The following is a 20,744-nucleotide window of genomic DNA, read 5'->3' on the forward strand; positions in this document are numbered from 1 at the left end:
TGGCGACATTGCAGAAATCGGCGTCGAACAGGTAGTGCGAGCACATCGCGGCAAAGCGGGCATTGACCACTCGGCCCTTGCCCTTCTTGACCCTGTCGACGGCGGTCTTCATGTTGTCGTAAATCCCCCGCCGCGGAATGCCGCCCAGTGCCGCAAAGCTCCGCGTGTGCGCATCAAACAGCATCTCGTGGCCCTGGCTCGGGTACGGCGTGTGTGCTCGACGAGGGCGAAGCTCTGCAGCTCGCGCCACTGATCGCCCTTGTAAAGCCTGTCGCCCGCGTCGAAAGCCCAGCAGCGGCGCCATTCTTCCCGGCCGTGTCCCGTGTTGTGGCTCTCCCAGTTCGAGGCAGCCTGCAGCACTCCGCCAACGCCTGCCTGGGCCAGCAGGATCGAGTCGAGCAGCTTCGGGTGGTTGTCCTTCACGCACAACACGTAGTCGGCGCCCCGCTCACGGATCTCGTCTGCGATGGCTGTCTGAGTGCCCATTGCATCAATGGTGAGAACCCCGCAGAGGCCGACCCATTCGGCCAGCGTCGAGCGCGCGAGCGCCATTTCCGCCCGGGCAAAGATGCCTTCCTGGCGATAGAGCGGCAGGTGATCGGCGTATTTGGCGACCAGCACCTGGGCGAGGAGCCCGGCGGTGGGCAGGCCCTTGTCGATCACCTGTGGCGGAACCGGCGCCTGGCGGATCGTCTGGCAGGGGCGGCAGGCCCACTTGCCGCGCACATGGCTCTCGACAGTGAAGATCCCCGGCGTGTAGCCGAGCTTCTCGCTGACGTCCTCGCCGATACGCTGCATCGGGCAGCCGCAGGCGCAGATGGTGGAGTCCGGCTCATGGCGAATCTCGGTGCGCGGCAGTTCAGGTGGCAGCGGCGCGCGCTTGGGTTAGCGAGCTAAGCGGCTGGGGGAAGATGAGTTTGCCGGGGGCTTACGCTCTATCGGCTACGCGTCGCCATCGACCGCGTGCTGGCCGATCCGAAATGGATCCTGGCCATCCAGTCCCAACTGCGCATCGGGCAGCAAATCGAGTATTTCGATGCCTGAGCCAATCAGCAGTGTTCAGGGCAGATTCTAGAATTCAGGAAGAAAGAGGTCCTGATCCGCCAACTCTAGCGGACCTCGGGGAAAAGTTTGTTCAATTAGGTCATGCTCAATTCTCTCAGAGTATCGGGCCAGCACCAAATGCGGGACGGCTCACCATTTCGCTGAAGTTCGTCCTAATCACTTAAACAAGGTAAGGAGACAGTACCCCCCCCTTCCCGGCATGTTTCGCTCGATACATCCAGTGATCTGCCTCTCTGAGCAACGCAGCAGGTAACCGCTCCTCTCCTGATGCGTGGACGACCACCCCAATACTCGCACCAAGCTCCACGCTCTGGCCATGGAAGTGCTGCGGGCCAGAAATAGCGTCCAGAATCTTCTCGGCGACTCGCAAAGCATCGGGGTAGCCGCTCATCAGTCCCTCCAAGACCACGGCAAACTCATCCCCGGCAAAGCGGACCGCACAATCCGTTTCGCGGATGCAGTTCTTGATTGCGGCGGCCACCCTGCATAGCACCTGATCTCCCGCCTCGTGCCCAAAACGATCGTTCACCGCTTTGAATCCGTCGAGGTCGAGGAACAGGAGGCCCAAGTATTTCCCGCTGCGATCAGCCCTGGCCATCGCCCTCGGCAGTACCTCGGCCAGCGCCCGCCGGTTGAGCAAGCCCGTTAGCGCATCCTGACGTACTTCATGCTCCCGGCGGATTTCTGCCTCCTTCCTCTCTGTGATGTCGTGCAGGAAGGCACTGAATACGGCCTGTCCATCGATATCGAGGGCTTTGATGCGTACCTCTACCGTGAGCGTCGAACCGTCCTTGCGACGAGCAGGGATCTCCAGGCGCTGATCGAGCATGGTCGTTGCCCCGCTTGCTCGGTATCGACTCAGACCAGAACGGTGCATCTCAGCCATGCCAGCAGGCACGATAAGCTCTTCCAGTGGCTGGCCCATTGCCTCTAAGGCAGACCACCCAAAAATGTTCTCAGCCTCCTGGTTCCATGCGGTGACCAAGCCAGCTTGATCCAGAGCGATGTATGCATCGTAGGTGTTCTCCAGGATGGTCCGGAGCTCCGCCTCACGCTTGCGGAGTTGGCGTTCCGAGTTGATCTGTTGGTCAATGGCCTCGACTAAGCGACGATTTGCCTCCAGCAACTGAGCCGTTCGATCCTCGACTTTTTGTTCAAGCTCACGTTGCAAGGCAGCTAGGCTCTCCTCAGCGATCTTCCGGGAATTGATATCCTTGATGATGGAGATGAAGTACTCCAACCGGCCTAACGCATCCGTTTTCTTGGTGACGCCCAGAGCAATCCAGACCACCTGCCCATCCTTACGCAGGTAGCGCTTCTCCATGTGGTAGTGATCAATCTTGTCGTCGATCAGTTGCTGAAGCAGTGACAAGTCCGCACTAAGATCACCCGGATAGGTGATGTCCTGAATGGTCCGCTTCATCAATTCGTCGGCCTCATAGCCAACAATGCTGCACAACGCGTCGTTCACGCTGATCCAGGCACCATTCGGTGCAACCAGAGCGATCCCCACAGAGGCGAGTTCAAACATCGACCGGTAGCGGGCCTCATTGGCCTGCGCGGCCTCCCGAGAGCGCTCGAGACGGCTAGTCGTCGCCATCAAGTGTTCCCGCAGCTGGATTTCATTGCTGACCATCTCCGCAAGATCACGCAAGGTGTCCAGTTCATCCGGCGTCAAGTTGTGCGGCTTGCTATCTATCGCACACAGGGTGCCGAGTCGATGGCCTGCGGATGTCCTGATCGGCACCCCCGCGTAAAAGCAGATATTCGGCGCCCCCCTCACCAAAGGATTATCTGAAAAGCGTTGATCCAAGCGCGCATCGGAGACAACCAGGGGCTCTCCTCGCAGGATCGTATGAGCGCAAAACGCCACGTCGCGGGGTGTTTCATTCACATCAAGACCGACCTTCGACTTGAACCACTGGCGGTCTTCGTCGACGAGCGAAACCAACGCGATTGGAACGCGCAGGGATCGTGCCAAGAGCTTTGTCACCCGATCGAATTTGGGCTCGGGAAGCGAATCCAGCAGGTTGAGGCTTCTCAAAACCTCTAGTCGCTGCTTCTCATCTGATGGGGTCGGAGCAATCATGCGCACTGCTTTTCAGAGAATGACGGATCAGCCTGAGTCTAAGTCAAAGGGTGGCTGATGCTATTGAGTACAGCACGCGGATAGTGATCTGTTCGTAAGCCCCCGGCAATCCCCTCTTGACCGAGCCTCAGGCTGAATCCGGCCTCCACCAGTGCGGCAACAACTCCCCGATCCGACTCCGCGGCTGAGTCGGCAGGCGGGTGAGGACATCCTTCAAGTAGGCGTAGGGCTCACGCTCATTCAGGCGTGTGAAGGTTCAATAGGTTCTTTCAGGTGGTCACCCGGAGAGATTCTGAGAGACTGGAAATCGCCAAACCCCCAGTCACCTCGAGAGCCTGCCCCGGATGAACACTCACAAGAATGCCCGATTGACGTCCCTTCGTCGCCTGGAAATGGTTCAAGCCATCACCGAACAGGGTCTGTCTGCATCGCAGGCGGGGGCGGCGCGCCGTGACCGCCCGCAAGCGGCTCAGCCGCTATCTGGCCGCGGGCGCTGCCGGCCCCAGACCAACGGCAAGGCTGAGCGATTCATCCAGTCCGCCTTGCGCGAATGGGCCTACGGGCATGCCTACGCAAACTCGGAGCAGCGGCGCGCCGCATTGCCGCTCTGGAATCACTTCTACAACTGGCACCGACCTCACCACGGGATCGGCTGCCAAACTGTCAAGCGACACCAGGAATTGACCCCCTGGCGATATCAGGAACTGACCCCCTACACGGGTTGATGACTGGTTGATGGGGCCGCGGGCTGGTGGAACACCGCCCCGGCGCGACGCTTGTCTTTGAGGCGGTAGCTATCCCCACGGATGGTGATGACGTGGCTGTGGTGCAGCATGCGGTCGAGGATGGCGGTGGCGGCAATCGCGTCGCCAAAGACCACGCCCCATTCAGATACGGTGCGGTTGCTGGTGATGAGGAAGCTAGGTTCCACGTTCCATTTCACTGTGCGGCTGACGTCCAGCACACCGAAGCAGTAATCACCGCAACGGTGCCACCGGCAGAGAACGAAGACGGGCCTTTGCGGATCGAGGTGCCGCGCAACCGGGCTGGCAGTTTCGAGCCGCTGCTCATCCCGAAGTACGAGCGGCGCTTTACCGGCTTCGATGACAAGATCGTCGCCATGTACGCGCGCGGGGTGACGATTCGCGAGATCCAGGGTTTCCTGGCCGAGCAGTCTGGCACCGAGGTTTCACCTGAATTCATCAGGGTACTGACCCAGCCCCTCAGCTACTTGGGAGAGTTCGCGTTGCCGCGGAGATCCTCGACCTTCTCGACGATGCCCCCGGGCCCCGCCCAGTCCAGTGCGATGAGCTTGAGGTGAAAGACCTGTGCCTCTCCGGTCTTGGTGGTGGCTCGCCACATAGTGGTAGTTGAGAGCTCAAAAATGGGCCCCATAGGTGTTTTATAGGATGACATGGGAGCATCCTAAGCACAGAGGCGTCGGAGCGCTATGACTCAGTTCATTGCAAACTGGCGCCGCTGTACCACCAGGGGTCAGGGCCTACGCACTTAATTGTCATCAGCCGCGCCGCTTACTCCAAATGCATTCACGCCACCTGAAAGTCGTTCACGTTCATACGCTTGCAGCCGCACCTTGTGGACGGCGCGCAAATCGCGTCTACTCTCGTCTTTTGGACGACGATCATGGAAACGCCCGCGCCGATGCCCCTGATGAGCTGCCTTGCCGAGATCAACGACCCGCGCCGGGCGGGCTATGCGTGTCGCCATGACCTGCAGGATATCCTGGCGATCGCCGTCTGCGCGGTGCTCTGCGACATGAACAGTTTCGAAGAGATGGCGTTCTGGGCCGAGCACAAGACGGCCTGGCTCAAGCGTTTCCTGAAGCTCGAAGGCGGCGTTCCGTCTCACGACACCTTCAACCGGGTGTTCCGCATCCTTGATCCGCGCGCCTTCGAAGAGGCCTTCCGGCGCTGGGTGGGCGGGCTCGTGCCGGCCGTGGCCAGTGGCACCCTGGCGGTCGATGGCAAGACGGTGCGCGGTTCGGGCGATGGCGCCACCTCGCCGATCCATCTGGTCAGTGCCTTTGCCACCGACTGCGGCCTCGTGCTGGGACAACAGAAGGTGAACGACAAGAGCAATGAGATCACGGCCATCCCGGAGCTGCTCGATGCGCTCCTGATCAAGGGCTACCTGGTCACCATCGACGCGATGGGCTGCCAGAGCGAGATTGCCGCGAAGATCCTGGAGAAGAAGCGCATGCAGCCACGTCCGAGACACGTCCTTGCGGAACGCATCCAGGCGGTCAGCACTGCCCGGTACGGCGTGGTAGTTGAAGTCGCCCTGGACCACACGCTGCAGCCAACATCCGACCACGGGGACCGGTTCGTGCATGCGTCGCACCCCTTCTCCATGCTCTACAGCGTACTCTCAGGTAGATCTGGCGCTTGATCCGTTCGCGCTTGAGCAACTGAAAGGAGCTTTCCACCACGGCGTTGTAGGTGATGTCGGTCATCAAGGTCACGCCGTCGCCCATCCGCATCATCCCGAAGGGGCTGCTGACCGAATCGGCCCTCGCGTGGGTGGTGACATCGAAGTACATGGATGGGCTGTCGAGGCTGGTGGGCGGTTTCGCAGGGCGGTGACGTAAGGGCAGGCTTCACCTAGTTAGTGTCCTGATCTTTGCGAAGTTGGCTCAGATCCGAGTCATTTTCCTGGCTAGGGGTCCCCAAATTTGGGGAGCTCAAATTCTCCATGCAGGTCGGTCAGCAATGCACGGCGTTCCGAATGTGCCGCCGCCAAGACAATGAGGAGCCTCGAAATCGCGGAGCTGGTCGATTCTCGCCACGAAAGCGTGAAGCGCGCGATTGAGCGCTGCGCAGAAAAGGTGCAATCACGTTCCCACCGCTGGTGGAAACGTCTTTCAAGGGAGTAAACGGTAGAGGTCAAACCATCAGCGTTAATCAGCTCGACAAACGCTCCAGCCTGATTGTTGTTGCCCCGCTTTGCCCGGAATTTACCGCTCGCATCGTGAATCGCCGGTAAGCGCTCGAGGCCCAAGCCGCTACCGTCCCAGCCCAAGTTTTCAAGATCCCGTCCACGCTCCCCAAAGCTTTGCAACTCGCCATTGTCCGGCTCAAGTTCGGAAGCGAGAGATACTGGCTCGGATCTGTATCGAAAGCACTTCCATCTCACGAGCCGTGTCTGCAGTTGCGCTGGCCTGAGTGTGGTTATGCACGGCCTGCTCGGCGATGGTTTCGACATTGCGGGCAATCTCACGGGTGGCTGCACTCTGCTCGCGTAGGGCGTCGGAGATGCCGATCACCGCACTACTGACTTGGCTCGCGCCGGTCTTGATGTCAGAGATCCGGCCGCCGGCCTCACCGGCGAGCGCAACGCCTTCCTCGACCTGGCCCTCTCCTTTCTTCATGCTTACCACAGCCGTCTCGGCACCGTTCTGGATGTCGTCCACCATCCGGGTGATCTCCTGAGTGGACAGCGAGGTGCGCTCCGCGAGTTTGCGCACTTCGTCGGCCACCACGGCAAATCCACGCCCTGCTTCGCCGGCCCGTGCGGCTTCAATGGCGGCATTGAGCGCCAGCAGGTTGGTCTGGTCGGCGATTTCGCGGATCACGTTGACGATGCGGGAGATCGCCTTGGACTCGTCTCCCAGATGCAGCACCGCTTCGGCCGACTGTCGTACGGTATCTGCGATCATGGACATACTCGATATCGCCTGGTTAATCACCTCGATGCCTGATTCGGATACATCACCCGAGGTTTCCGCAAGCCCTCGGCACGATTCGGCGTGCTCGGCGACCTGCTGGATGCTGCCGGTCATCTGCTCCACCGCGCTCGCCATCACGACCGCGGACTGGCTTTGGGTTCCGGAACTGGAGGCGACCGCATCCGAAGCAACTGACAGCTTTCGGGCATTGTCTGCAAGACCGCGGATGCCCGCGTCGATCTCTCCAATCATGCTGCGCAGGTGGGCGCTCATGTTGTCAAGGGCGCTCAGAAGTTCTCCCACCTCATCGGTAGAATCGGTTTCGATGTGCTGGGTCAGATCCCCTTCGGAAACCCGCTGGGTAACAGAAACGGCGCGCTGGAGCGGGCGGGTGATCCAGCGCCGGCTCATTACGATCATGGCGCTCACGAGAATCGCCGTAGCGAGGAGCGCAGCCACTACGATCTGAATCTGGATCATCCGCACCTCGTGGACAAATTCGTCGGCATAGGCGCTGGTTGCCACAAGCCAACCCCATTTCTCGAAAGGCTGCATGGCGACAAGCTTCTCTCTCGCCTCCTTGTCGCCAGCGTTCTGCCACCAATACTGGCTGATGCCCCGCCCCTGTTCGATCAAGCCGCGGATCACTGCAACACCATTCTTGTCCTTCACATCCAGCAGGTTCTTTCCTTCGGCGGACGGGTGGATCACGGCCATACCAGGCTCGACCTTTGCATCCAGCACGAAGGGATAGCCGGTATCTCCGACCCGCACGGCCCTAATCTTGTCCTTAAGTGCCCTGATGCTGTCGGTGAGATCCAGCCCCACGAAAGCGATTCCGATCACCCGCCCGCCATCGTCCCGGATCGGAACATAGCGGGTCATGTAATCCTTACCGAACAAGGTCGCCTTCCCGACAAAAGGCTTGCCGGCCAGAACCAGCGGGTAAGCCGGGTGCTTCTGGTCCAGCATAGTGCCCATGACCCGCTCGCCGGCCTTGTTCTTCAGGGAGGTGGCGATGCGATAGAAGTTGTCGCCGTCTCGGGCGAACAAAGTCGCCACACCGCCAGTTAGGCGAGAAAACTCATCGACCATAGCGAAGTTGTTATTGAAGACAACGTCGCCCCCTTTCAGCGTGGGGATTGGTCGCTCACCGGACTGCATGGGGCGCGCCGGATCGCTACTCATCTTTTTAGGTAGGTTGGCTGCGAAGGTGGCGCCGAGCAGGCTTGCCGAGTCCTCGAGTGCGTTCGAGAAGGCCTCCATCATGTCCGTGATCTGCTGGTTGGTGGTCTGGAGTTCGCGAATACCACGCTGCTCCAGCCGATCACCCAGCCAGAGGGTGAGGGATAGGCCGGCGATCAGAAAGACGACGAAAATGATCAATGACAGTGCTGCATTGAGCTTACTGGCAATGCTAGTCCCGAATCTGCCTGGAAATGCTCCCATGCTTTTCTCTTTTTGCTAGTGGGTCGAACTATTTTCATCGGCATATGGCATGCTCAGCTTGAGCGGTGCATGTTGAAGATGCGGGGTGAGTTGATCTTGATCAATTCAGGGCGCTGTCCTCCCACTCCTCGAGCCAAGCGCGGATACCAGGGCGTTGATAGCCAAGCGGGCTGGCGTGGTGCTGCGCCAGACCTTCGAGAAGGAAGGCCCCAGCCTCAAGCGCCGAGAGGGTGGCTACGCCCACGCCAAACAGTTCCGGCGCATCCACACCCAACGGCCCAAGGACAAACACAAGCTCTACGCCCTGCACGCGCCGGAAGTCGAGTGCATCGGCAAGGGCAAGGCCCACCAGGCCTACGAATTCGGGGTGAAAGTGAGCATCGCCACGACGGAGAAAGTCAACCTCATCGTCGGCGCTCGGGCCTTTCCGGGCAATCCCTACGACGGGCATACACCCACCGGCCACTGACTCCGGCCCCATCTGCTCAATGGGCTCTCAGGCGCCCTTCCCTGTCAGCCATTGCGCCGCCGTCACAACCGTCCATCCTGGTCCAATCTGTCGCTTGAGAAATGCCGATATAACTTTCAGGTCCGAGGCATTCTTTCCCCTCCAGAACCATTCTTGCGCCTGCCAGACAGCCTTCCAGCTTCTGCCGGTCAGATATACCTGCCTTAGCCACAATTCCTCCTAAGATCGCCCCAGCCGCGGGCTGTGCGTTCCCAACGTAGCTAGCGCATCAATTGTCGTCCTGACAATTACACAAGCCATCGTCAGCCATATCTCATTCTGAACCAAACCTTTCGGAACAAACTCGGCGGGGATGACTAAGCGCCGCAGCAAATCGTCTGGCCTCATCGAGATCCAAATTCAGTGACGCAAACGACTTCCTCAATAGCTCCTCGGGCATCGCCCAGTCCCACTTTTCACGCAGAATGTTCTTCGCTTCGGCCAGAATACGGACGGGATCAAGGTCGGTCATCTCGCCTATCTTTGCCACGGCATCAAGCAGTCTGTCCGTGGACACCCCCGGCACAGTCAAGGCAACGCCTTCATTGTTGGCACGTAGCCCCATCGTCGCCAGGAGCATGACCAAACCATCATTCACCGCATCCCCCCGCCACGTAACAAGCACCGCTTCGTGCCCCCACTGGAACATCTGGGATGTGTGCAGATTCGCTCGACGATAGTAGTCCCGGGCCTCTGCCAGCAGGGCTGCAGCGCTTTGGTCGAGAAATGGTACCGGCGTGCTCTCGGCCAACACCGCACGCATCTCCTGGCGGACCACGTCATGCACCATGGCACCGCCGCCATCGAAGGCCGGAGGCGCACCTCCTCTGTCAGGCGTCACGACAATCACCTTGTTCTCGGCATCAACGTCCAGCACCCGCCAGCGACGTCCAGCGAAAATCACGCGCTGATCGGGCAACAGTGGATGCGAAACCGGGAGTGAGCCCAGGGTCTTGCCGTCACAGAGGAGACGAAACTCGTCGTCGGACGTAAAGGCGGCGTAGAACTCGTAGTGATTCACCAGCTTCTCACCCAGCTCACCGTGTAGCAGCAAACCGGAGCTATCCTGAGTGAGGAGTTGCTTGTCGCCCATGTTCCGAAGCAGGGATACGAAATCGCTGCGGTCCAGATCATCAAACGGCCCCCCTTTCACAAGGAGGGCCCAAAGCTCACCGGCCGTAGCCCCGCCACGCTCGGCAATCACTGAGAGAATCTGCTGGATGAGGGTCGAACAGTGCAGTCCACCGACTCTGGGTGGCTCAAACCACCCGCGGAGGAGCAGGCGCACCATCGCGATCGTTTGGACAAGCCCTTCCCTGATCGAATCCGACAACCCCGACTTTGGACCGAGCTCCGGCTCAATGCAGTAGCCTCGCAGAATCGCTGGTTCACCCTTTCGACGCCCGGAGCGCCCCAACCGCTGCCGCAAGCTTGCGATGGAAGGAGGCGGACCGATCTGGCAAATGCACTTCACGGCACCGATGTCGATGCCGAGCTCCAAGGTGGTGGTGCAGATGGCGGTTGCTGGCCTGGAGCCGTCCTTCAGAGCGCTCTCGGCATCCTCGCGGAAGTCCTTCGACAAGCTGCCATGGTGTGCCCAGAATTCGTTCGGCACACCTTCCTGCTCACAACGCCGGCGAAGCAGATCCGAGTAAAGCTCGACCTGCCTGCGGCTGTTTGGGAATACCAGACTGTTTGAGCCCCGCAGCACCTTGTAGAGGTGCTCGGCCACCTCCAGGGTACTCCCGGGAGCAAGGTCTTCCACCTCGGGATCGTCGATCTCAGGCTGCCCCTCGGCTCGAGCGGGTTTCTCAACATAGCCCTTGATGAGGATCTTGAGCTCTTGCCCGCCACTGCCCGCCTCGATCAGATCGACGAGGTTGGGATTGTCTGAGCGGAGGAACTGGGCAGCCAGGCCCATATCCCCGAGTGTCGCCGACAGGCCCACCCGCGGTAGCCGCCGGCCGACCGACCGCTCGAGGCGGCACATCAGCGACTGGAGCTGCTTACCCCGCTCGGAGCCGATGAAGGCGTGTAATTCGTCCACGACGACATAGCGCAGCTTCGACATCAGCCCGGGCATCGCCGTCCCACGACGCACGAACAAGGCTTCAAGCGACTCGGGGGTGATCAGGAGCACACCCCGGCCATCCTTGATGAACTTGTGTTTGCGGCTCGCTGCTACATCACCGTGCCACGCAACGACCTGAATATCGAGTGAGTCGCATAGCCCCGTGAGCCGCCCCCACTGGTCATTGATGAGCGCCTTCAAGGGACTGATGTAGAGCACCGAACCGATGTCTGGCTCGTGACGCAGCATATGCGTAAGGATGGGGAAGAACGCCGCCTCGGTCTTGCCCGCAGCGGTCGCGGCCGCAATGATGACGTCCCGGTCCGCGTCGATCAGCGCGGGTATTGCCTTCTCCTGGGCATCACGGAGTGCGGTCCAGCCCTCTCTCCAGATCCAACGCTGGATACGCGCATCCAGCAGAGCAAATCCTTGCGAGCCCCCGTCAGAGCTTGAAGCTGGTGAGTTCGTCGTCATCCTCTAGGGCCACATCCGTCGCACCACCACTGTCCTGTTCCACTTCAACGTAATTAACGAGCTCTCTCCAGTCGGCAGAACTGTTCTGCTCGAGTACCGCCAGCAAGTTGATGAACGCCGTGATCGTCGTCCGCGGCGTGCGAAAGTAGGCCTCTCCCAGCCTTCCCGCGCAGTGCGACATGAACGCGGGGATGGCCTGGTCAGGCAACAGATACCTGGCCTCATCCCCCGAGGCATAGACATGCCTGAGCTTGCAGAGCAGCACATAGAAATCTTCGGGCGTAAGGCTCGCCAGGCGCAGCACCGGACCGGAGTAATCCACCATGCCAGCCTTGGCAAAGGTGTTCTCCGCCAACCGGGATTGCAAGGCCGCGTAGCTGTAGAGACCTCGACGCGTGTCCAGGAGAAACTCCGGCGTTCCGCCCAGCACAATCCCCAACCCCTCTGCTGAACCCTGCAGGGAATCGTTGAGGATGCGCAGGATCTGCTCGTAGTTGGCATTACGTGCCTGCGTGTTGGAGAGCTTGTAGAGGTTCACCAACTCATCCAGGCAGACCATCAGCCCACTGTAGCCCGCAAGACGGACAAAACGCGCCAGGAGCTTCAGCTGATCATAGATGGAGGCGTCATCGATGATGGTTCGCACGCCCAGTGCTGCACGTGCATCGGTCCGCGTCGTGAACTCGCCTCGCAACCAACGCACGGCATCCGCCTTGAGCTGCTCGTTGCCTTCTTCGAAGCCTCGGCAGTAAGCAGCGATGACCTCCGCAAAGTCATAGCCATTCACCATCTCAGCCAGATGGTCGAGTTTCTCTCGAACGACGGCTTCTGCTGGCTTGCCGCTCGCTTTGGCCTCGGCCTTCGCTTGTGAAATGAACTTCTCAACGACGCCTGGCAGGGCCCCGCCCTCAGGCTTCGTGCGAGTCGCCAGATTTTTGGCCAACTCGGCGTAAAGCGAACGCGCCTGACCGCCCGTCGCGTGAAGGCGCCGGTCCGGGTTCAGGTCTGCGTGCATGGTGACGAGCTTCTTCTCCAGCGCGATGGCGCGTACCAGGTTGAGGAAGAAGGTTTTGCCGGAGCCGTACTCACCGATGACGACCCGAAACCCCGAGCCCGCATCAGCGACACGGTCGGCATCCTTCATCAGCGCCTCAAGCTCTTTGACTCGTCCGACCTGAATCAGATGCTGGCCAACACGCGGGACAACCCCCGCACGCAGAGATTGAATAACCGCATCACGGTCCTTTGCGCGAATCGTGCTCATACAGGGAGCGCCTCCAGAACTTCTTGATTGATCTCGATCGGGTCATCACCCTCGGTGAGCGGTGCATCGCAGGTATCCAGCGCAGCCTCATTGATGTGCTCGAGTGCCCCATCGAGCATCAACTCCATATCCGAGGCAGCATCCATCAGCTCATCCCGGAGCCAGGTACTACGGGTCACCAGCAAGCGTACGAAGGCGGAGTAGTTCGCATCCAACCCCAACAGCCCGGTCTGCACCTGCTCGGTCGCTTCCTCCGGCAGCACTGCAGCGACCTCCGTGCGCTCCTGCTCGCCCTCTTCCACAAAGACGTTCGCAAGAAGGGCAGCAACCTCTGCGGTTTCCTTCTGGAGCTGGGCGATCCGCGCCGGGTCGAGGCTGAAGCCCTGCGGCTTCGGGCTCACAGAGGCCACCTCAGCGGTCGAGGGCACCGGCGCATCGTTTGCATGAAGATCGGTATAGACGAGCTTGGTATCGAGCCCCAGCGCTCGGTACGCCCGCTCGAGGAACTTCACTTCCGAGGGACTGACGACGCCATCCGCCTGGGTGAGGTGAGCAAGGAAGCGCGCTATCGAACGACGGGCATCATCGGCCAGATGCTCGAATTTCTTCTTTACGCCTGCTAGGGTGGCGGGCTGCTCGATACCGAACCTCAGGTGCGCCTTGAGACGCTTGCGATGCGCGACACTGAGATGGCTCCACGAGTCGATGTAACGCGTCAGGGTCACAAGCTCTTGAGCAGATGCGTCGCCATCGGCGAGCGCCACCATACATGCCAGGTCGAGCGTCACGGCTGCCGCCTGATACACCGCTCCCTCCCGCTGGCTTCCTTCGTCAGCGGATGCAGCAAACAGTGCGATCCTGTCCTCCGCCTTGGGGGTACGGGCACCTGCCAGCACATCCGGCTCCATGCCAAGCTGGATTTCCTGCAAGGCCCGCGCCAAGCCGATCACCTTGTCACGCGACAGTGGCCCCGCGCTCTTGAGTCGCCCGGAAAGCTCCCCGAACGACATGACGACCATCCCGTCGCCCACCCGCGTTTTCAGATCATCCAGCTCGGCCTTCACGGCTGCGGGCCATAGATCAACAGGCAACTGCAGTAGCGCCTCCAAAGCATGTGCTTTGTCTGGATTGCGGCCAACAAAGCGGCTGTAGGGCTCCAGGGCTGTAGTACAGCTGTCGACAAGGGCTTGAAGCTTCTGGACGGGCACCTTCACAGCAGAGACGTCTGGCAGACCTCCCAGGCTCTGCTGGAACGACTGCCCGTGAAACCCCCTGGAAGCCGGCTGGTATGAACACTGCAACTTTGTCTTGTTATTCCGGAGGAGAAAACCCTCTCCGTGCTCTGCAGCGTACTCTCGCTGGAAAAGCTGGGCGAACTCCGCGCCACATCGCGTCACTGCGGTGCGACGCGAGATGTTGGGGTCCGCAAGTGCCCAGGCCAGCGCCCAGTTGGCCGGCACGGGCTGCTGGTCCGCAGCAAGCTGACCGAGACCGACCTTCAATCCCAAAGGGAGCTCATAGCAGCGCTCAGGAATGGCGGGCGGCGCATCCAGGTAGGCCTTCACCGCCAGCGTTCCAGCATCCAGGTACGCCAGGAAGTGCGTCGCATACTGCCGGAACGAATTGCTGCCAGCGTAGATATCCAGCAGGCGCTGGACCTCGACCTTGATGGCCGGAATGTCGGCCTTGGCAGCGGGGTCAGTAGTTACATCAACCAAGGCCCTACGTTCCAGGCCATAGAAGAAGAGAAACACATAGCCGATGTCTGCGTTCGGATCACGACGACCATCCGCGAGCCACTGCAGGTGAGCACGCCGCGCATCTGGTGTGACATCCGAGTAGCTCGACCAATAGCCCATAAGTCGCAACGAGGTCACCACCGGCGTAGACGCGACACTCAGTTTCGGATTTATCAGCGCTGGGTCGATCTGCCCATAGCGATCTCGAAGCCCCGAGCCGACGTAGAGCAAACCACCTGATATCTCGAAACCCGCGACAGTGACCATCTCGCCGGCGGGAACCCACTTCCACTGACTGCCGATGGGGCCCTCCGGGATCGGAATCCGGTGCTCTGCCGTCTGAGGCTCAACACTCAGTACGAATGACGCGAACTCGTCCTTTTGCATCGCGGCACTTTCCACCTTGAATGCAGGAGCAGGGCAGCTAGTATCTTGAGAAGCAGGCGCTCCTCCCAGAGGTGGCGCACTCACGACGCGGGAAACCGGCTTGGCTCGACTCCCCGAACTCATCATCTTTACAACCACCCTGATCAAAAAAACCACGGCACCTGCAACAAAGAGTGTGCCCCAAACCTCCTTGGGTACCGAAGCGACGATGCCAACAACAACCATCGCGCCCACAAGGATCATGCTTGAGCCTGCGTTCTTCTTAGCCATGATTTCCAGGGTCAGCAGTGTATCGGGAGCCGCGGGAGGCAATTCTGAATCAGCTGGGCGAAACCGTTTATTGATCAGGGCGGTCAAAGCCATCAATCGGAATCTGCCTCACTGAAAAAAGTGAAACGACACTTAACCTCAGCCACCCGTCATCTTCGCGATTCACGCTGCTTTCTACAGCCCAAAAAATCACTCATAATGTGTGCGATGAATCACAATCAATTCAGACGCTGCTCTCAAAAGAGACGCCCCATCTCTGAATCACTCCTTGCTGGCTGACAAACTGTCACCGTCCATTCGCAAACAGAAAGCCCTATCCATGTCCAAAGACCTCGCCGAACTGAGTCTTACCGAGCTCAAGAAACTTCAACGCAAGATCGAGACTGAACTGCAGAAGCGCGAACGTACTTCCCGCTCCCAGTTGCTCAAGAGCATGGAAAAGCTCGCTCAGGAAGCGGGCTACAGCCTGTCGGAAGTCCTGGGAAAGAACGAAGCTCCAGCCTCAGTCACGGCGCCCAAAGAAAAGAAAGCTGGCAAGCCTGCGAAGAAGAAGGCGGTGAAGGACAAGAAGCCTTCAGTCATCAAGTTCCGCAATCCTGCCAATCCCGATCAAGGCTGGACCGGACATGGCAGAAAGCCCAACTGGGTCGTCGAGCATCTGCAGAATGGCGGCGCTCTTGAGGCACTTGCCGTGTCGAATCCGACCACGTAAGGGACACGTAAATCGCGTGCTCCCGCTGGGGGCACGTATGGCGAAGCGGGCCGCCGCCTAGGGTGGCGACTCGCTGGCGCCAGACTGACTTCTAGCCCGTCGAACAGCGACCTAGAGTCATTCCTCACTCGACGCAGGATGGCTGGCAGCTTCGGCCGACGACGTGGCGGTCACAGGCGCCGAGAGAGTCCGTTGTCGGCAGACCGGCCTTCTGCTGAACGTGCCTAAGGCCAAAGCCGTGAAATCTACTCCGATTTTCTAATTAAGAACTCATCCATGGCTTCATTGCACTGGCGAGCTGCACCGTCGAAGTCGGGAAACAGCGTAAGCGCCGTAATGTTCATAGCTCGAAGCTCTGACAAGACTGCACATCGGTCGTAGTTATTCAGTTCGAACTTCAACATGATGTTCTGATTGGGGTACCGCGCACCTTGCTGATCTGCCCATTCGCGCAAGGGCCGTTCAGGGTGCAGCTTAAGGAGCAGTCCGGCCTGGGCCTTGAGCCGCATATTGCCATCTGATGACCCGCTAACGAGTATTGGATCGAGCTCGTCGACGATCACGCTCGGATTGGCCTCCTTATCGGGTAGGTACGATAGATTGAGAGCCCATATTGCTCGTTGCGACTCATCTTTGACTGAGCGATCCGAAAATGCGAAGTAGGCTGCAACATAGGGCGAGCTCGTGAAATCGAGCAGCGGCGTGTACATCCCATGGTGACGGGCCAGCGCCCACAGTTGATCGTCAGAGAGCGCGGGGGGGTTTGCACCTCGCAGCCCAACGATATTTCGGCGAAAGCTCCCTAGCAGTGTCGGAAGAGCGCCCCTTTCCGACCATTGGGAGTGCGGTCCAATCAGTTTCCGATACAAGGAAGGCACCGGGTCCCAGGCGGCATCAGCTTGCCCCCTAAAGATGAAGCCTCGGTTCTTGACTGCCATCTGACGGAAGTAGGTGACAAGCTGGTCCCAGGATTCAACTGGGATGACGCGTAAGCCAGGCGGAGGAGGCAACTGTGGGGAATGATCTCCGCCGTGGCAAAGAGTCTGGTCGGGCACATCCACTCCTGCGACGTTAAAACGCGCTAGTTTAGTGCGAAGCAAGCGGTTACGGAGTCGTACGCCGCAGTCTCGGGGTCGATGGCCGGTAACGGATTGGGACCCGCCGCCGAAGCGGCGAGGGTTCAGCGGCAGCTCCGGCCGACGAACTGCCTGCCACCAGGCGACAGTCGCCTCGTCGGCCTTTGCGGGCATTGACGCCAACGGACTAGAATGGCTGCCAGCCGGCTAGGAGCGGAAGGCCGACGTGGACCACGTCAGAACAACCTTAGTATCTGCCCGTGGGAGTTCCTGTGTTACGGATATACGCCCGATCATCGCATGTATCTCCTGGCTGATTCGCCAACTTCTTGCACTTGACTAATGGACTTCTTTCACGTCGTCATCGACACCAGCATGCTGCGCCAGATGCACTTCCAGCATCCGGATTTCGAGCGGCTGCTGCTCCGCTCTCGCAAGGGACTCCTTAAGATCTACATCCCGCACATTGTTCTGGAGGAAGAGCGCACCTACTTGCTTGCCAAGCTGGTAGAGCACGTGGAGCGTATTCACGCGACGCTCAAGAAGGTGAGCGAAGGGCTGCTGGCGATGCTGTCCCAGAGCCTGCCCAAGCCCTCGTTGGACATCTGGACCAAGGAGGAGTTGGCGCGCAACTCTAAGGAGGTTTTCGACAGGATCGTTGTTAAAAACAAGATCGAGGTGCTGGCAATCTCCGACGCTCACACGACGAACGCGTGGAAGCGCTACTTCGACTGCGCGCCGCCGTTCAACTCCGACCAGCCCCGCGAGACTAGACGCCAGGACATCCCGGATTCCTGGATTCTTGAAGCCGCCCTTGACCTCAAGGGCAAGCCAGGAAGGCTTTGCGCGCTGGTGGCCGATGGTAAGCTCAGGCGGGCTCTGAGGGATCAGGGTTTTGAGGTCTTCGAGAACGTGGAGCCGCTTATTGGTACTGTGGAAGGTGCAAACACTGCACTGCCGATTAATCCACCCGTGCCGGCGGAGCCCGTGCCATTACATCAGCTGCGCAGCCAGGCCTTTCAGAACGTTGACCTCATCGTGCTGGGCGTGAACGAGGTTCTCCGCTCGCCGGCTAAGGACAAGCTATTCGACACACTGGAACGCGTCGGTATTAACCGGGCCATCGCAGAACACGAGGCCCGCACATTGGTGCTGTCCGGCGTATTCAAGGATACGGGCCACCACCTAATTCCAACGAATCCAGCTCAAGCTGCACAGGCTGCTGACAGCGAGGCCGTCCAACTCGCTTTGCTGAAGGGTCTTTGATGCAAAACATCGAACTGCGTCTCGCGGCGCTCGCCAAGCTTGTGACAGCCAACTCCGAGTCAGTCGAACAACGACTAGGGGAGGAAATGGCGCACGTTGAGCAGACGTTACTCACCGGCACGGACTATGACGAGTTAGTTAACGCTCTGAAGACGATTGCAGTGCTAACGCCAAAGTTCCATGCGGCCGTGCTCCCGTTGTTGACGCGTTTTGTCGAATCGGTGCGCCATCGTACGCTCACCATGGATGGCGAGCCGATTCAGGAGTCCCGGATTCGCTTCAGGTCACCAGGACACCTAATTCGTGAGGCTATCGAAGCGACCACCCCTGTGCGCTACTTGCACACAGTTGCATTGGTTGACTTCCTGCTAGCACTGTCCAAATCCTCGGACACCGAGGTCGCTGGCAAAGCCCGGCGGGCGTTCGAGTCGCTGGTGGAATTCGATCTGAACGTCTTCTACGGCGAGCACGGCTTAGGTGCGCAGCCGCAGATTGATATCGTGGCGCGCCTTGCGCGGTTGGACGACGACGCCCTGGTGGCAAATGCAGACCTCGTCTTTAGCGGGTTGCGCCGTGCGTTGGCCGCTTCGATGGAGGGCCACACGTGGACATACAAAGCGGTAACCATCAGCCGTGGCTCCGTCACTAGCGATTGGGGCGTGGCCCCACTGCGCGCAGCTGCAATTGCGCTTCTCAAGCGCATGTACCCGCTCAGTGAGTCCGTCGGATACCGGAAGAACGTCCTGAGCACCCTCGGCGAGGCGATGCGCCACGAACGGCCGGCTCTCGATGAGGCTACGGCCGCAATGTTCGAGCGGGATGCGCTAGAAGTACTGGCGTTTGTGGAAGGACTCGTGACCGCAGAGACGCTTCCGCTGGTGCAGTTCATTGAACACCAAACCTATTGGAAGTACTACCATGCCGCAACGCCGAATATAGCGGCTGCTGCACTGAGGATTCGCGACTCATTAGACCAACACGCGGAGTACCAGATTTACAAGCAGTTGATTGGCTTCGAGGGAATCTTCGGCCGTTGGGAGGACCTACGGCAGTCCGAGGCTGCCTGGGAGTACACCGACGAGAAACGTCGCGAGTTTGCTCACCAGTACGTCGCCGAAATCAACGACGACAACGAAACGCAATGGCGTACGCGCATTCTGAAGTTCAGCAAGACGCGTTCGGACGACCTTGCCACGTTTCCTGTCTACTACGAATTCCTGGAGTTGCTGGGCCAGCGCAGGCCGCAGCTAGCTCTTGAACTGCTGACGGCCCATGAAGAGACGATGGGGCCCTTCCAGATCGCGCTGATGGCGGGACTATGGGTCGGGCCCCAGAGCGATGACGTTGTGACAATCGCCGACGGCTGGATCGCCGCTGGTACGCATCTGATTGCGGTCGCAAAATCGCTCATCAAGGGTGGTGAGCGGCGATTGGGAACGCTGTCCGCCGTGATCCACAAGGGTTCAGAACTCGACAACGACGACGTGATTGTTCACGCGATGGGTACCGCCGCCCGCCTGCATGGCGAAGGCGTCGTCGCGGCCAAAGGTATCTTCATGCATGGCCTTCACGAATTGGCCAAGCGCGGTAACGCTGATTGGGCGCGGGCGGTCTGGTTCAACCGCGACTTCAAGACGCTGATTGCCAACATGGACGCGGACGAGCGGTCCGAGGTGCTGCGCAGCCTGGCATCGCTGAGCAAACTGGACTATCAGGCCGAGGAAGTGCTCGCGGCGGTCTGCGCGTATGACAGCTTGTCGGTGCTCGACTTTCTCGTGAGTCGGCTGAAGCAAGAAGCGACCGAGCACAAACGCCGCCGCGAAACTAATGTGTTCGAGGAAGACGCGTTCGAGGCAGTCCCGGATCACCTTCATCAACTCAACAAGGTACTGGCCAAGGAGCCACAGGCCTTGGTCCGGGCGCTGCGTGATGGGTTCGATGACGACGATCGGTCAATGTTTCCTTACCGCGGCGGCGCCCGGTTGCTAAAGGCGGCATTCCCGAATTTTGCCGATCCTCTTCCGGGCTTGTTGCAGGAACTCATCGCGGGCGCTGACCCAACGGATATCGACTTCTCTCTGAGCGTGCTACGTTCCTTCGGAGGTGGAGCTCCTATTCTGGAAACGGCAAAGTCAATCGTCAAAGTGGTACCCGAGAACTCCCCTGCTTGGAATGAATTGGCTGCTGCACTGGAGACCACCGGCGTGGTCATGGGTGAGTACGGAATGGCAGAGGCGTTCGAGCGGAAGCGCCAAGACATGCTGACCTGGTCTGCCGACGAAGACCCTCGTGTGCGCACGTTTGCCGCTTGGCTAGTTAAAGGGCTAAATCAGCTCATCATTCAAGAGCGTCAGCGGGCGGACGAAGGCATAGAGCTGCGTAAATACCGATATGGCGCCGGCGAGCATGAGACTTAGCGGCTCTTCCCAATGGAAGGTCTAGTAGAGAGTCTGCTTACCTGCGCCAAGTTCGAGTCCGATTATGTCCGCTTTGGGTCATGAAGCCGTCGTCCATTCTGAGAAAGCTGGCCGGCGGCTTCAGCCGAGGAGGAGTCCGTCGAATCAACGGCTGGACCTCGGCCTTTGCCGACGTTCACGGCGAGCGGAAGGGGTGGCAGCTATGAGTCAGTCAGCTGTCGCTCGAGCTACGTCAAGGCTCAATGGCAGCTTTTTCGACAGCTGTCCGGCTG

Annotated in this window: 10 protein-coding genes and 8 pseudogenes; 8 read left to right on the forward strand and 10 right to left on the reverse strand. The window is 59.6% G+C overall.

Going from position 1 to position 20,744, the window contains the following annotated elements:
* The 4 genes and pseudogenes from PHI64_RS15455 to PHI64_RS15470 form a co-directional block, all read right to left on the reverse strand.
* Positions 1 to 205: pseudogene (locus PHI64_RS15455) on the reverse strand (IS21 family transposase); the annotation flags it as partial.
* A gap of 11 nt (positions 206 to 216) precedes the next feature.
* Positions 217 to 939 (reverse strand): annotated as a pseudogene (locus tag PHI64_RS15460) (ISAs1 family transposase); the annotation flags it as partial.
* Between the two features lie 286 nt (positions 940 to 1,225).
* Positions 1,226 to 3,154, reverse strand: coding sequence for a PAS domain S-box protein (locus tag PHI64_RS15465; protein ID WP_299884388.1), 1,929 nt, complete (start codon positions 3,152 to 3,154; stop codon positions 1,226 to 1,228).
* A gap of 127 nt (positions 3,155 to 3,281) precedes the next feature.
* Positions 3,282 to 3,401: pseudogene (locus PHI64_RS15470) on the reverse strand (transposase domain-containing protein); the annotation flags it as partial.
* 253 nt (positions 3,402 to 3,654) lie between these two features.
* Between PHI64_RS15470 and PHI64_RS15475 the strand changes: the two are divergent.
* Positions 3,655 to 3,879 (forward strand): annotated as a pseudogene (locus PHI64_RS15475) (integrase core domain-containing protein); the annotation flags it as partial.
* On the opposite strand, the pseudogene PHI64_RS15480 reads toward PHI64_RS15475, so the two are convergent.
* Positions 3,867 to 4,076 (reverse strand): annotated as a pseudogene (locus PHI64_RS15480) (ATP-binding protein); the annotation flags it as partial. The pseudogenes PHI64_RS15475 and PHI64_RS15480 overlap by 13 nt on opposite strands.
* A gap of 84 nt (positions 4,077 to 4,160) precedes the next feature.
* Here PHI64_RS15480 and PHI64_RS15485 point away from each other — a divergent pair.
* The 3 genes and pseudogenes from PHI64_RS15485 to PHI64_RS15495 form a co-directional block, all read left to right on the forward strand.
* Positions 4,161 to 4,358, forward strand: a pseudogene (locus tag PHI64_RS15485) (transposase); the annotation flags it as partial.
* 467 nt (positions 4,359 to 4,825) lie between these two features.
* Positions 4,826 to 5,368, forward strand: a pseudogene (locus tag PHI64_RS15490) (ISAs1 family transposase); the annotation flags it as partial.
* A gap of 248 nt (positions 5,369 to 5,616) precedes the next feature.
* On the forward strand, positions 5,617 to 5,757 hold the full coding sequence (locus PHI64_RS15495) for a hypothetical protein (RefSeq protein ID WP_299884390.1): 141 nt from the start codon (positions 5,617 to 5,619) through the stop codon (positions 5,755 to 5,757).
* Positions 5,758 to 6,248: 491 nt separating this feature from the next.
* On the opposite strand, the gene PHI64_RS15500 is transcribed toward PHI64_RS15495, so the two are convergent.
* Positions 6,249 to 8,288: a methyl-accepting chemotaxis protein gene (locus PHI64_RS15500; protein ID WP_299884392.1), complete on the reverse strand. Its 2,040-nt coding sequence runs from the start codon at positions 8,286 to 8,288 to the stop codon at positions 6,249 to 6,251.
* Positions 8,289 to 8,448: 160 nt separating this feature from the next.
* On the opposite strand from PHI64_RS15500, the pseudogene PHI64_RS15505 reads away from it, so the two are divergent.
* Positions 8,449 to 8,742: pseudogene (locus tag PHI64_RS15505) on the forward strand (IS5/IS1182 family transposase); the annotation flags it as partial.
* Positions 8,743 to 9,070: 328 nt separating this feature from the next.
* Here PHI64_RS15505 and PHI64_RS15510 read toward each other — a convergent pair.
* The 3 genes from PHI64_RS15510 to PHI64_RS15520 are packed head-to-tail and all read right to left on the reverse strand — an operon-like array spanning position 9,071 to position 15,088.
* Positions 9,071 to 11,341, reverse strand: a complete 2,271-nt coding sequence (locus PHI64_RS15510; RefSeq protein WP_299884394.1) for a DEAD/DEAH box helicase — start codon at positions 11,339 to 11,341, stop codon at positions 9,071 to 9,073.
* A complete protein-coding gene (locus tag PHI64_RS15515; protein WP_299884397.1) occupies positions 11,310 to 12,605 on the reverse strand; it encodes an ATP-binding protein in 1,296 nt (431 codons plus the stop codon). Before PHI64_RS15515 ends, PHI64_RS15510 begins: the two co-directional genes overlap by 32 nt.
* Positions 12,602 to 15,088 (reverse strand): TerB N-terminal domain-containing protein, encoded by a 2,487-nt coding sequence (locus PHI64_RS15520; protein WP_299884399.1) that lies wholly within the window; start codon positions 15,086 to 15,088, stop codon positions 12,602 to 12,604. Before PHI64_RS15520 ends, PHI64_RS15515 begins: the two co-directional genes overlap by 4 nt.
* Positions 15,089 to 15,320: 232 nt before the next feature.
* On the opposite strand from PHI64_RS15520, the gene PHI64_RS15525 reads away from it, so the two are divergent.
* Positions 15,321 to 15,713 (forward strand): H-NS histone family protein, encoded by a 393-nt coding sequence (locus PHI64_RS15525; RefSeq protein ID WP_299884402.1) that lies wholly within the window; start codon positions 15,321 to 15,323, stop codon positions 15,711 to 15,713.
* A gap of 245 nt (positions 15,714 to 15,958) precedes the next feature.
* Here PHI64_RS15525 and PHI64_RS15530 read toward each other — a convergent pair whose 3' ends face one another.
* Positions 15,959 to 16,768, reverse strand: coding sequence for an FRG domain-containing protein (locus PHI64_RS15530; protein ID WP_299884405.1), 810 nt, complete (start codon positions 16,766 to 16,768; stop codon positions 15,959 to 15,961).
* 363 nt (positions 16,769 to 17,131) lie between these two features.
* Between PHI64_RS15530 and PHI64_RS15535 the strand changes: the two genes are divergently transcribed.
* Positions 17,132 to 18,055 (forward strand): PIN domain-containing protein, encoded by a 924-nt coding sequence (locus PHI64_RS15535; protein WP_299884408.1) that lies wholly within the window; start codon positions 17,132 to 17,134, stop codon positions 18,053 to 18,055.
* Positions 18,055 to 20,472 (forward strand): hypothetical protein, encoded by a 2,418-nt coding sequence (locus tag PHI64_RS15540; RefSeq protein WP_299884411.1) that lies wholly within the window; start codon positions 18,055 to 18,057, stop codon positions 20,470 to 20,472. Before PHI64_RS15535 ends, PHI64_RS15540 begins: the two co-directional genes overlap by 1 nt.
* The last annotated feature ends 272 nt before the right edge of the window (positions 20,473 to 20,744 follow it).

The sequence above is a fragment of the Zoogloea sp. genome (genome assembly GCF_028689785.1).
Classification (GTDB): domain Bacteria; phylum Pseudomonadota; class Gammaproteobacteria; order Burkholderiales; family Rhodocyclaceae; genus Zoogloea.